Here is a 12,464-nt window from a genome sequence, read left to right as displayed (position 1 = left end):
TACATTTTGGTAATGAAAACGTACAATAAAAAACAGCCAAATAATCAATATGATGAAGTACAAATTATGAGCGATTTTGACGTTGCAGTGATTGGCGGAGGCATGGTTGGGGCCGCAACCGCGATTGGTTTTGCCAAGCAAGGCCGCAAGGTAGCGGTCGTTGAAGGAGCCAAACTCAAGCCGTTTAGCCCAGAGCAACCATTAGATATTCGTGTTTCTGCCATTTCTGAGCATTCAGTTTCTATTTTGACAGAGTTAGGTGCATGGAATGCAATCCAATCTATGCGTGTTTGCCCTTACCGACGTTTAGAAACGTGGGAGCATCCTGAGTGTCGAACTCGCTTCCATGCTGAATCTCTGGGTATGGAGCAACTGGGCTACATTGTTGAAAATCGGTTGATTCAACTTGGTTTATGGCAGCAGTTAGAATCGCTCGATAACGTAACACTTTATTGTCCTGACACACTTGATGATATTATCTTTGGCGAAACGAATCAGGTTAAGCTGTCATCTGGTCAATCTATCTTTGCGGAGTTAATTGTCGGCGCTGATGGCGCTAACTCAAAAGTTCGCCAGTTGGCTGGTATCGGTATTACCGCTTGGGATTATCGTCAGCACTGCATGTTGATCAATGTTGAAACCCAGCTTCCTCAGCAAGATATTACTTGGCAACAGTTTACGCCGTCTGGTCCAAGATCGTTTCTTCCTCTTGCATCTCTTCACATTGATGGAAAGGAGAGTACTCAAGGCTCGTTGGTTTGGTATGACTCTCCAAGTCGTATTAGGCGGTTATCAGCGATGTCGTCAGTTCAATTGCGCGAAGAAGTATTGGTTCACTTTCCGCAAGAGCTTGGTGATATCAAAGTGCTTCAAGCTGGTTCGTTCCCATTGACGCGTCGTCATGCGCAATCTTATTCCGCCAACCAGTGTGTGCTTGTCGGTGATTCTGCTCATACGATTAATCCACTGGCAGGGCAGGGTGTGAACCTTGGCTTTAAAGATGTTGAAGTGCTACTTGAAGTGACAGAAGGCAAAGACGCGTTATCACAAAGTGTTTTAGCGCAATATGAAAGGAAGCGCCGCCCAGATAACTTGCTGATGCAGTCAGGAATGGACTTTTTCTACAAAGGGTTTAGCAATGATATTGCGCCGCTGAAGCTAGTGCGTAATGCTGCTCTTAAAATGGCTGAAAATACAGGGCCTTTGAAAGCCCAAGTATTGAAGTACGCATTGGGGCTGAAATAGCCAGAATAAAATACTGAGGTATAAAAAAACGCAGCCAATCGGCTGCGTTTTTAATGTTTCGCTAAGTAAGATTACTTAGTTACACGTAGTACTGGAGTTTCACCAACAGTTACAGAACCAGCAAGCTTGTTCAGCTCTTTGATTTCGTCCATGTTTGAGATAACTACAGGAGTAAGAGTTGACTTAGCTTTCTCTTCTAGAAGAGCTAGATCGAATTCGATGATAGTGTCACCAGCTTTAACTGATTGACCTTCTTCAGCGATGCGCTTGAAGCCTTCGCCTTTTAGTTCAACAGTATCGATACCGAAGTGAACGAATAGCTCAACGCCGTCGTCAGATTCGATAGAGAACGCGTGGTTAGTTTCGAAGATCTTACCGATAGTACCGTTTACAGGAGCTACCATTTTGTTGCCAGCAGGCTTGATCGCGATACCGTCACCAACGATTTTCTCAGCAAAAACAACATCTGGCACATCTTCGATGTTTACGATTTCACCAGAAAGAGGTGCGATGATTTCGATTGCACCAGCGTCAGCGCTGTCGTCAGATACTAGCTTCTTAAGTTTGTCAAACAGACCCATTGTGTCATGCTCCTAACGTTTTCGTTTAATTCTGTCGAATTATAGTATACCAATCTTGCGAGATAGACGACTTTTTTTACCGTCTATCTCATTGGAATTAGTTGATTATTGAGTTTTCTCTGCGATGAATTTTTCTACAACTGCTTCAATTTCTGCTGCTGTTGGTAGAGAAAGCGCTTCTTCAGCCATCGCTTTAACTTCTGCGAAGTTAGAGTTACGGATAACTTTCTTCACTTTAGGGATAGAAATACCGCTCATTGAGAACTCATCTAGGCCCATACCTAGTAGAAGTAGAGTTGCACGCTCGTCACCTGCAAGCTCACCACACATACCAGTCCATTTGCCTTCAGCGTGAGAAGCATCAATTACTTGCTTGATCACTGTTAGTACTGCTGGAGATAGTGGGTTGTATAGGTGAGAGATCATCTCGTTACCACGGTCTACTGCTAGAGTGTACTGAGTAAGGTCGTTAGTACCGATAGAGAAGAATGCTACTTCTTTCGCTAGGTGGTGCGCGATAGCTGCTGCTGCAGGAGTCTCAACCATTACACCGATTTCGATGTTTTCGTCGAATGCTAGACCTTCAGCGCGAAGTTCAGCTTTGTACTCTTCGATTGCTTTCTTCAGTTCACGGATCTCTTCAACAGAGATGATCATTGGGAACATGATGCGAAGCTTACCGTGTGCTGATGCACGTAGGATGCCGCGTAGCTGGTCACGAAGGATTTCACGACGGTCTAAGCTGATACGAACTGCGCGCCAGCCTAGGAATGGGTTCATCTCTTGTGGAAGATCCATGTAAGGAAGATCTTTATCACCACCGATGTCCATAGTACGGATGATTACCGACTCACCGTCCATTGCTTCAGCAACTTCTTTGTACGCTTGGTACTGCTCTTCTTCAGTTGGAAGTGCATCACGGTCCATGAATAGGAATTCAGTACGGTACAGACCAACGCCTTCACCACCGTTACGGATGATGCCGTCACAGTCTTTTACAGTACCGATGTTACCGCAAACTTCTACACGGTGACCGTCTAGAGTCTCTGCGTGTAGGTCTTTTAGCTTAGCCAGTTCTTCTTTCTCAGCAACGAATGCCGCTTTTACTGCTTTCGCTTCTTCTAGCTCTGCTTCAGATGGGTTGATAACGATCTTGTTGTTCATCGCATCAAGAATCAGCATGTCGCCATTCTTAACGCGCGATGTGATGTCGTTAGTACCAACGATAGCAGGAAGTTCAAGTGAACGAGCCATGATTGAAGTGTGAGAAGTACGACCGCCGATGTCACAAGCAAAACCAAGAACGTAGTCTAGGTTGATCTGTGCAGTTTCAGATGGCGTTAGATCGTAAGCTACTAGGATAACTTCTTCATTGATATCGCTTAGAGAAACGATGTTGATGCCTAGTGCATTTTTAACGAAACGTGTACCGATATCACGGATGTCAGTTGCACGTTCCTTTAGGTATTCGTCGTCTAGAGATTCTAGAGCAGCTGCTTGCTCTTCGATAACAGTGTAAATCGCGTTATCAGCGTGCATCTTGTCTTTTTTGATTAGTGCTAGGATTTCTTCCTCTAGCTCTTCGTCTTCAAGAAGCATGATGTGACCTTCAAAGATCGCTTCTTTTTCTTCACCGAAAGTCTCAAGTGCTTTTTGCTTAACAACTTCTAGTTGAGCTGAAGATTTGTTACGAGCGTCAAAGAAACGCTGAACTTCTGCTTCAACTTGGTCTTCAGTGATAGTGTTAGTGTTTAGAACGATTTCATCTTCTTGAAGTAGTAGTGCTTTACCGATAGCAATACCAGGAGATGCTAGGATGCCTGAAATCATAGCCTTACCTTAAATTGGTCAACTTTAAAAACGGGAGAATAATGAGTGCGCTAACGAATATTTGTAGCTTATATTTTGGCCTATTTCCAACAAAGCCATTTTGCTTTCACAAAATGGCTTTGAAAATAGGAGACCGAATTAGTGTAGTTGGTCCATTAGAGCAACTAGGTGGTCTACAGCTTGTTGAGCTTGAGGGCCCTCAGCTGAGATAGAAACTACTGTACCTTTAACTAGGCCAAGAGTTTGTAGCTTGAAAAGGCTCTTAGCGCTAGCGCTTTTACCGTTAGAAGTCACAGTGATGTCCGCGTCGAATGCTTTAGCTTCTTTAACGAACTGTGCAGCTGGACGAGTGTGAAGACCGTTTTCTGCAGTGATTTCTACTTGCTTCTCGTACATGTTATATACCCCAATTGATTTATTTTTTGATAGTTTCTTAACCAGAACTAGCTTAACTCCAAATATTATATTCTGCTAGATGCAGAACGTTCATTTCGTGTCAGAACTGATACTGGTTGTAAATTATTCAATCGCGATTCCAGTCTATGCTTTCTTTCGCCATTGATAGAAATTCTTATTTAGCTCTTTATTTTGAAGCTAAAAATAAAACAGCCCTGATATTACCAAAGGTGAGGCAGGGATCAACAAAAAAGCCCCTGAATGGGGCTTTTTTAGGCGAAAAATTGATTTGACACCGTATTACTGTTGGTTCTCTTTCTCAGTAAAGATGCCAGCAAATAGGGCTGTACTTAGGTAGCGTTCACCTGAGCTAGGAAGGACGGTTACAATGGTTTTTCCTGCAAATTCAGGTAGTTCCGCCAAGCGGTTTGCAGCAACAACAGCAGCACCTGATGAGATGCCCGCTAGAATACCTTCTTCTTCCATTAGGCGACGAGCCATCTCAATCGCTTCATCAGAAGTTACTGCTTCTACGCGGTCTACCACTTCCAAATCTAGGTTGCCAGGGATGAAACCTGCGCCAATACCTTGGATTTTGTGCGGAGCTGGTTGAATTTCTTCACCTGCTAGTGCTTGAGCAATCACTGGAGATTCTGCTGGCTCTACAGCAACTGAAACAATGTTCTTGCCTTTCTCACCTTTAATGTAACGGCTGGTACCTGTGATAGTACCACCGGTACCAACACCAGCGACGAATACATCGATTTCACCGTCAGTTGCTTCCCAAATCTCAGGACCAGTGGTCTTTTCATGGATTTGTGGGTTAGCAGGGTTGTTGAACTGCTGTAGTAGTAGGAATTTTTCAGGGTTGCTAGCAACGATTTCTTCCGCTTTAGCAATTGCGCCTTTCATACCTTTTGCCGCTTCTGTTAGTTCAAGGTTAGCACCAAGGGCTTTAAGTAGCTTACGACGCTCAAGGCTCATTGACTCAGGCATTGTTAGCGTTAGTTTGTAACCACGAGCCGCTGCAACGAATGCAAGTGCAACACCAGTGTTACCACTTGTTGGCTCTACAAGTTCTACGCCTGGCTTAAGAGTGCCTGCCTTTTCCGCTTCCCAAATCATGTTTGCGCCGATACGACACTTAACACTGAAGCTTGGGTTACGTGCTTCTATTTTTGCCAGAACTTTACCGTTGCTGACTTTGTTAAGGCGTACTAGAGGAGTGTTACCAATAGTTTGAGAGTTGTCTTCGTAGATTTTGCTCATGGTGTGATCCTTCATCTGATTAAGTGCTTACTTAAATCAACACTATAGGGGATAAGTAAGCTTATGTTCTATATATGACGATTATGTCTGTCTGCTTAGAAGGTTATGGTAGGAATCAGGCCGAGAAAAGGATTAAAAAGTTATATGATATGAATTCAGACGAAGCGCACATAATTATATGCGCTTCGCTTTAGGGGGGGATAAGTTAACTATGTTGACTCTTAAACTCGTTTACCCACATTGACGTTGCGCCACAAACGGCAACAGGCATAACAATCAAGTTGAGCACTGGAATGGTTGTGAACACAGAAACCAGCACTCCAAACCCATACGCCTTGCCTTGTTTTTGTTTCAAACTGTAACGCATGTCATTAAAGGTCACTTTGTGATTATCAAATGGGTAGTCACAGTACTGAATCGCCAAAATCCAAGCCGTAAAAACAAACCACAAGATTGGGCCTACCGTCTGACCTAATGCAGGTATGAGCAGTAACAAAAATAAGCCAATTGCTTTGGGTAGAACATAGACAAGTTTGCGCCACTCACGAGCCAAAATTCTTGGCGTATCTTTAATCACCGCTAGCATTCCATCTTCATTAACCTTCTTTTGGGTTAAGTGCTCTTCCACTTTCTCTGCCAGTAACCCGTTAAAAGGCGCTGCGATAAAGTTCGCCAATGTGCTAAAGAAATAAGAGAAGGTGGCCAAGATAGTTAGAACTAACAAAGGCCATAGTAAGTAACTAAGCCAAGAGAGAAAGTCAGGTAACTGGCCTATTAACTGCTCAATCCAAATGTTGAGGTTTGAGAAAAGATAAAATAGTGCTCCACCAACAAGAATGACATTGGCAAGCAGCGGCATGAGAACAAATTGACGAATGCCAGGAGTGAGTGCGAGTTCAATGCCATGAAAGAAATATCCAAAGCCTGAACGTTGTTGTAAATGTGTTTTCATAATCATTACTAGTGGTGTAAAAACGAACGCTTTCTATCTTAACAAGAAAAAAGCGTGTTCAAAATCACAACATTATAGGAACTTCTAACATTAAGTTGTTCTAAAACAGGGGAGAGTTTTGGTAGAGTAACTCATAGTAAGGTTAAAACAGATTTGATATGAGTTATGTTAATTAGCTGATATCGAGCAAATGAGAGCTAAAAATGCAGGAACTGCGATTTGTACTCATAATTGTCGGAGCATTAGCGATTGCCGCTTTATTGTTCCACGGATTATGGACAAGTAAAAAAGAAGGGAAGGCCAAGTTTGGCAATAAACCGCTTGGCAAGTTAGATGTCGACAATGATGACACGGACGTAGTACCTGAACGAGCGTTTGCTCCAGAAGATGATTTTGAAATCATCAAGAAAGAGCGTAAAGAGCCGGGCTTTGTTGAGCAAGAGGAGATGGCTGCCGATCCGTTGATCGATAGTTACCCAACTCCTGAAGCTCCAGAAGCACAAGTTTACTCAGAAAAAGCGACTGTTGCGGAAAAAGAGCAAGAGATTGAACTTGAGGTACCATCATTCTCAACTAAGTCGCTTGATGAGGTGGAAGAGATTGCGCCTGTAGTGACTGAGTCAGTAATAGAAGAAGCAGTTTCTGAGCCGGAGCCTGAAGTTGAACAAGAGGTTCCTTTAGAAGTGATTGTTCTAAACGTTCATTGCGCTGGCGATGAGTCATTTGTTGGCACTAAGCTCTTTGATAGCATGCAGCAAAATGGTTTGATCTATGGTGAAATGGATATTTTCCACCGTCACGCAGATCTTTCAGGAACCGGCAAAGTGTTATTTAGTGTCGCGAATATGATGCAGCCAGGTACATTGAAGCATGATGACCCCGCTGAATTTACCACCAAAGGCATCTCATTCTTTATGACCATGCCATGTTTTGGTGACGCAGAGCAGAACTTTAAGCTAATGCTCAGGACTGCTCAGCAGATAGCGGATGACTTAGGTGCTAATGTTCTTGATGACGCACGAAACCTAATGACTCCAAACCGCTTGGATAGCTATAGAGCGCAAATTCAGCAGTTTAAAGCAGCTCAACAAGCTTAAGCCAACCGCCCTAATTTAGAAGGCTCCTTTTGGGAGCCTTTTTTCGATCACGATAGAGTTGCGAACAGTGATGGGGATGTTCATACTCCCACTTTCAAACTCAAAATGATTTAATCAATCACCTCCGCACTAAAGAAATAATAGAGTTAGCCATGTCTATAGAGATTCAAGAAAAGCTTAATCAGCTACGTGAAACGCTTCACTACCACGGAGTGAAATACTACGTAGAAGACAGTCCGGAAATCCCAGATGCTGAATATGATCGTTTAATGCGCGAGCTCATGGAGCTTGAATCTCAGCACCCTGAGTTAATGAGCATTGACTCGCCAAGCCAACGTGTTGGTGGTGCGCCCCTAGATGGCTTTGATTCTGTAAAGCATGAGATCCCAATGCTATCGCTTGATAACGCGTTTGATGATGGCGAACTTGAAAGCTTCCACAAACGAATGAGAGATCGAATTTCGAGTGCGACATTTGACGTATTTTGCTGTGAACCGAAACTTGATGGTTTAGCGGTAAGCCTTTTATACGAAAACGGTGTGTTGGTTCAGGCTGCAACGCGTGGTGATGGTGCAACGGGTGAAAACATTACCGAGAATGTTCGTACGATTAAAGCTATCCCACTTAAGCTGCAAGGGGAAGGTTGGCCAGCGCGCATTGAAGTACGCGGTGAAGTATTTATGCCTAAAGCAGGTTTTGACAAACTTAACGAGCTAGCGCTGAAAAAAGGTGACAAGGTTTTTGTAAACCCACGTAATGCGGCCGCAGGTAGTTTACGTCAGTTAGACTCTCGTATTACCGCAACACGCCCATTGAGCTTTTATGCTTACAGCGTAGGTGTCGTTGAGGGAGCTGAATTATCCTCTAGCCATTATGAGCGCTTCCTACAGCTTAAAGGCTGGGGGCTACCAATGTGTCCAGAAACCAAGCGTGTTTCTAACCTTGATGAAGTCAAAGCGTATTACCAAAATATTCTAGAGCGCCGTGAGTCGCTTGCGTATGAAATTGACGGGGTGGTGATTAAAGTTGACGATATTGCACTCCAAGAACAACTTGGTTTTGTCGCTAGAGCACCTCGTTGGGCAATTGCTTATAAGTTCCCGGCGCAAGAAGAGATTACCTTACTTAATGATGTCGAGTTTCAAGTTGGACGTACTGGTGCGATTACGCCTGTAGCGAAACTAGAGCCTGTATTCGTTGGCGGCGTGACCGTGAGTAACGCAACGCTGCACAATGCTGATGAAATTGAGCGCCTTGGCGTTATGGTTGGCGATACGGTTGTTATCCGCCGTGCGGGCGATGTGATTCCTCAGATTGTGTCGGTTGTTTATGAGCGTCGTCCAGATAACGCTCGTGAGATCATTTTCCCTGAGAATTGCCCTGTATGTAAATCTCAAGTTGAACGCGTTGAAGGCGAAGCGGTGGCGCGTTGTTCTGGTGGTCTTGTCTGTCAAGCACAGCGCAAAGAGGCTCTTAAGCACTTTGTTTCTCGTAAAGCTCTTGATGTAGACGGTTTAGGTGAGAAGGTGATTGAGCAGCTTGTCGATCGTGAAATGGTTGAAACGCCAGCTGATCTGTTTAAGTTATCTGCCGGCGTGATAACAGTACTTGACCGTATGGGGCCAAAATCAGCACAAAACGTGGTTGATGCACTAAACAAGTCAAAAGAGACCACGTTGCCACGCTTCCTATATTCACTGGGTATCCGTGAAGTAGGGGAAGCGACGGCTGCAAACTTAGCTCAGCATTTTAAAACCTTGGATGCAGTTAAAATTGCAAGCCATGAAGCCCTAATTGAAGTTCAAGATATTGGTGAGATTGTTGCTAGTCATATCACCGCGTTCTTCGCTCAAGAAAAAAACCTTACGGTAATTGATGACCTTGTGTTACAGGGTGTTAATTGGCCAGATATTGAAGAGAAAGATGACAGCACTCCGCAGCCATTAGCGGGTAAGACAGTTGTCCTTACTGGTTCTTTGTCGCAACTGACACGTAGCGATGCTAAAGCAGCGTTGCAAAATTTAGGTGCGAAAGTGACGGGGAGTGTTTCTAAGAAAACCGATATTCTTTTTGCTGGCGAGAATGCAGGTTCGAAATTAGCAAAAGCACAAGAATTAGGCATTGAAATACGAACAGAAGACGACTTAATTTCCCTTATGTAATCACCCTTAGATGAAAAAAAGCCACCATTGCGGTGGCTTTTTTTATGTCTGGAATAATGTCTTATTTTTAGCCTTCATATCATGGGATATGCTTCTGTGATTAATGTCTTATTCATGAGTAAAACGTAATTTATCAAATAAAAAATGCGAGTCACTTCAAGTTGGTTTATGTTTTTTTATTTTGTAACCCACTGTTTTTAGTTGTTTTTTATGTTTTGTAGCTCCTGGATGTCGTGAAATGGAGATCTGGATCACTGGAATTATAAAAGTTTGTAGCGGGTCATATTTTTTTATATGGAAATTAAGTTCTGGTTGATGTTTTTCGATGCGAAGTTAGTCTGAGAAGCATGGATACACCGCGTGTATGCAGGAAAAAGAAAATTGAAGTTCATGATGAGTTTTGGTTTTCAACATAGGAAATGCTTTCTCCCTTCGGCGGCCAACTTAAGGTGAGAAAAAATAATAAGACAGCTATATCCATTTTTAGGAGTTTATTCCATGGACAAAATGTTTAAACGTACGCTTTTAGGTGCAGCAGTAGCAACAGCTGCAATGACTGGTTCAGCAAACGCAGCGATCCAACTTGCGGGTGACGCAGTTCAGTTTTACGGCCAAGCGGCTGGTAACATCACTCTTATCGATGCAAACGACACTCAAAGTGTTGGTGCTGACATCGAGTCTCGCATCGGTTTCCGTGGCGTCGTTGAGTTTGACGATATTTCGCCAAACTTTATCTGGCAGATGGAAGGTGGTAACGCGAACAACGGTGACAAAACTGGTGGTCTAGGTGCACGTGATACTTACCTTGGTCTTGATTTTGAAGGCGTAGGTCAATTCAAATATGGTCGTCAGCTAGTTGCTGCATACAACTATGTAGACTGGCCACACTCAAACCCAGGTCTAGGCAACGTATTTGACTGGAACAACGATATCGGTGGCGGTTACCAAGACCGTGCTGACAGTGTTCTACGTTTTGACTCAGCTAACTTCGGTGGCTTCAACTTCCAAGCTACATTAAGTGGCATGACTACAGATACTGACCAAATGGTATCAAGTGTAGGTGCGTCTTTCACTAAAGGTATGTTTAGTGTTCATGGTGGTTACTACCACCAAGGTTCTTACGAAGGTAGCGTAGATGAGCCTGAAAAATTCACAACGAACGATAATGGTGATGTAATTCTAAACCCAGATTGGGCCGCGTGGGATGCTGACGGTGGTTCAGATAGCAAACAGACTATTGAAAGCCGCAATTACGCAATCGTCGGTGGTTCATTATTCCTAGGTGACTTCACTCTTACCGCAGCATACAAAGCTATGGAAGTGGGCGATGTTGGCCAAAATGCTTATTCAACTACGGCACAATACGTAATCGATAGCAAGTACGTTCTAAAAGCTGGCTACGCAGCTACAGATGATGCAGATGGCACAGAAAATACTGGTGACCAAGCAGTGACAGCTCGATTTGGTTACCTATTACCAAGCTCATACTGGTACATCGATTCTCGTAACTACGAGTTTGATGGCGGAGATTGGGCGCACCGTGTCCTAGTTGGTATGGAATACTACTTCTAATTTAGATACTTTCTACCATACAATAAGCAAGAGCATTCTTTGTATAAAGAATGCTCTTTTCACTCAAGGAGAGATATAAATGAAAGTAATAAAAAGGTTGTCTGTTATTGGTTTTATGGTTGCTTCATTTGCTCCAAGAGCGGAAGTGAATATTGAATTTGACAGGGACATCTCGCCGTTACTCGTTGGCGGAGAAGAGGTTGGATATTCGTTTTTTTCTAAATCAGGCTACTCGGTTCCTGATGGCACTAACCAAGTGGTAATCAAAGTTTCCAAATTAGTTGAAAAACTAGGAGAAAAAGAGAAGTTTAACTCAAAAGCTTTTGTGTTAACGTTTACTGAAGAAAATCAGCAACTTTTTATTGCACCCGATGCTAAAATCATGCGCTTAGATCAAGCAGAAGATTTTGATGCTAACCCTCGCTTTTCGGTCACAAACAAACAAGGCCAAAGCGTCAAATATGATTTAGACGAACTGCCAAACCTTGGTGGAATCACTCGAGATTTTGAAAAAGAACTTGCTAAGTTCAACTCTAAACACTATCCAAAACTTATTGCGGCTTCCTCTGCAGTAGCTGTTACCGCAACAGAATCCAACGTAGCTAAAGAAAGCTCTACAGCAACAGTTTCGAGCCAGCCATCTCAGAACAATATGATGGAATATTGGCTGCAGCAAGCTAGCGATGAAGATATCGAGCAGTTTACAGAAATTGCGTTCGAAGGAAGAAATAAGTCTGAAGTTGAAATCCCAGAAGGGGCAAGCCAACCAGTACAAATGTTAGGTTATTGGTTTAATAAGGCAAATAGCTCTGAAAGAAAAAAAGTGTTAGCACATTTAATTAGTCTTTAATTTTTAAACGCACCCAAAAATATTGGGTGCGTTTTCCAATATCTTCACTTAACTACTCCACCCGCATTCTTACACATCACACTTGGAATATAATCCATTTTTCCATCAGGTAAATGGCAATCTACAAATGGTCCCATTTCAGTACTACCCGTAGAGCCAGCATAGACTGAAATCGAAAATAGTCCGGCTATCATTAAAGCGACTAAGCGTTTCATGGTATCTCTCCTAATAATTGTGATTATTATCACCTTGGTGATATACCTAGTATGTGCAAAGTTAGATAAAGATCAAAAAAATAGACGGTATAGATAATTAGAGTCTCTAATTAAGAGTTACTTTGAACGAAGAATTAAATAATAACCTTTTGATAAACAGCTAGGCTAGTATAACGTTTAATTATATTTGGTGGTTATTATTAGTCAGGCAGTAACTAATACATAAACTTATTTTTTAATTAATAGTTTTAAAGCCATTGATAATTAAGAGGAGTTTTTGGGTTTGGTATGAAGT

11 protein-coding genes are annotated in these 12,464 nt (G+C 42.8%); 5 read left to right on the top strand and 6 right to left on the bottom strand.

Features of this window, described 5'->3' with window-relative positions; translation table 11 throughout:
- Positions 1–66: 66 nt before the first annotated feature.
- A complete protein-coding gene (locus ELS82_RS15330; protein WP_134836250.1) occupies positions 67–1,245 on the top strand; it encodes a 2-octaprenyl-3-methyl-6-methoxy-1,4-benzoquinol hydroxylase in 1,179 nt (392 codons plus the stop codon).
- Between the two features lie 71 nt (positions 1,246–1,316).
- Here the strand turns inward: ELS82_RS15330 and crr are convergent, their stop codons facing one another.
- The 5 genes from crr to cysZ form a co-directional block, all read right to left on the bottom strand.
- The gene (gene crr, locus ELS82_RS15325; RefSeq protein ID WP_053441769.1) at positions 1,317–1,826 is read right to left on the bottom strand and encodes a PTS glucose transporter subunit IIA; all 510 of its coding nucleotides are present in this window, start codon (positions 1,824–1,826) and stop codon (positions 1,317–1,319) included.
- A 105-nt stretch (positions 1,827–1,931) separates the two neighbouring features.
- Positions 1,932–3,656, bottom strand: coding sequence for a phosphoenolpyruvate-protein phosphotransferase PtsI (gene ptsI / locus ELS82_RS15320; RefSeq protein WP_134836249.1), 1,725 nt, complete (start codon positions 3,654–3,656; stop codon positions 1,932–1,934).
- A 138-nt stretch (positions 3,657–3,794) separates the two neighbouring features.
- On the bottom strand, positions 3,795–4,052 hold the full coding sequence (locus ELS82_RS15315) for an HPr family phosphocarrier protein (protein WP_004415108.1): 258 nt from the start codon (positions 4,050–4,052) through the stop codon (positions 3,795–3,797).
- Positions 4,053–4,352: 300 nt separating this feature from the next.
- Positions 4,353–5,321, bottom strand: a complete 969-nt coding sequence (cysK, locus tag ELS82_RS15310; RefSeq protein ID WP_134836248.1) for a cysteine synthase A — start codon at positions 5,319–5,321, stop codon at positions 4,353–4,355.
- Between the two features lie 205 nt (positions 5,322–5,526).
- Positions 5,527–6,273 carry a sulfate transporter CysZ gene (gene cysZ, locus ELS82_RS15305; protein WP_134836247.1) on the bottom strand — a complete coding sequence of 249 codons (747 nt, stop codon included), beginning with the start codon at positions 6,271–6,273 and terminating at the stop codon, positions 5,527–5,529.
- 203 nt (positions 6,274–6,476) lie between these two features.
- On the opposite strand from cysZ, the gene zipA reads away from it, so the two are divergent.
- The 4 genes from zipA to ELS82_RS15285 all read left to right on the top strand — a co-directional run bounded on the left by zipA (position 6,477) and on the right by ELS82_RS15285 (position 11,954).
- A complete protein-coding gene (gene zipA, locus ELS82_RS15300) occupies positions 6,477–7,370 on the top strand; it encodes a cell division protein ZipA (RefSeq protein WP_134836246.1) in 894 nt (297 codons plus the stop codon).
- 152 nt (positions 7,371–7,522) lie between these two features.
- Entirely contained in the window at positions 7,523–9,532 is a 2,010-nt protein-coding gene (gene ligA, locus ELS82_RS15295) for an NAD-dependent DNA ligase LigA (protein ID WP_134836245.1), read from the top strand.
- A gap of 498 nt (positions 9,533–10,030) precedes the next feature.
- Entirely contained in the window at positions 10,031–11,104 is a 1,074-nt protein-coding gene (locus ELS82_RS15290) for a porin (RefSeq protein WP_134836244.1), read from the top strand.
- A 79-nt stretch (positions 11,105–11,183) separates the two neighbouring features.
- On the top strand, positions 11,184–11,954 hold the full coding sequence (locus ELS82_RS15285) for a DUF2057 family protein (RefSeq protein ID WP_134836243.1): 771 nt from the start codon (positions 11,184–11,186) through the stop codon (positions 11,952–11,954).
- A 44-nt stretch (positions 11,955–11,998) separates the two neighbouring features.
- On the opposite strand, the gene ELS82_RS26330 is transcribed toward ELS82_RS15285, so the two are convergent.
- Positions 11,999–12,169: a hypothetical protein gene (locus ELS82_RS26330; RefSeq protein WP_167489336.1), complete on the bottom strand. Its 171-nt coding sequence runs from the start codon at positions 12,167–12,169 to the stop codon at positions 11,999–12,001.
- Positions 12,170–12,464 lie beyond the last annotated feature (295 nt).

Origin of the sequence: Vibrio ouci, assembly GCF_004551525.1 — a bacterium.
Lineage (GTDB): Bacteria > Pseudomonadota > Gammaproteobacteria > Enterobacterales > Vibrionaceae > Vibrio > Vibrio ouci.
Note: the sequence above shows the minus strand (reverse complement) of the source record. Positions and strands in the feature narration are given on the sequence as shown.

Coding starts and splice junctions, on each gene's coding strand:
- cysK (WP_134836248.1), bottom strand. CDS start 5,321: ATGAGCAAAATCTACGAAGACAACTCTCAAACTATTGGTAACACTCCT.
- crr (WP_053441769.1), bottom strand. CDS start 1,826: ATGGGTCTGTTTGACAAACTTAAGAAGCTAGTATCTGACGACAGCGCT.
- ELS82_RS26330 (WP_167489336.1), bottom strand. CDS start 12,169: ATGAAACGCTTAGTCGCTTTAATGATAGCCGGACTATTTTCGATTTCA.
- ptsI (WP_134836249.1), bottom strand. CDS start 3,656: ATGATTTCAGGCATCCTAGCATCTCCTGGTATTGCTATCGGTAAAGCA.
- ELS82_RS15285 (WP_134836243.1), top strand. CDS start 11,184: ATGAAAGTAATAAAAAGGTTGTCTGTTATTGGTTTTATGGTTGCTTCA.
- ELS82_RS15315 (WP_004415108.1), bottom strand. CDS start 4,052: ATGTACGAGAAGCAAGTAGAAATCACTGCAGAAAACGGTCTTCACACT.
- ELS82_RS15290 (WP_134836244.1), top strand. CDS start 10,031: ATGGACAAAATGTTTAAACGTACGCTTTTAGGTGCAGCAGTAGCAACA.
- cysZ (WP_134836247.1), bottom strand. CDS start 6,273: ATGAAAACACATTTACAACAACGTTCAGGCTTTGGATATTTCTTTCAT.
- ligA (WP_134836245.1), top strand. CDS start 7,523: ATGTCTATAGAGATTCAAGAAAAGCTTAATCAGCTACGTGAAACGCTT.
- ELS82_RS15330 (WP_134836250.1), top strand. CDS start 67: ATGAGCGATTTTGACGTTGCAGTGATTGGCGGAGGCATGGTTGGGGCC.
- zipA (WP_134836246.1), top strand. CDS start 6,477: ATGCAGGAACTGCGATTTGTACTCATAATTGTCGGAGCATTAGCGATT.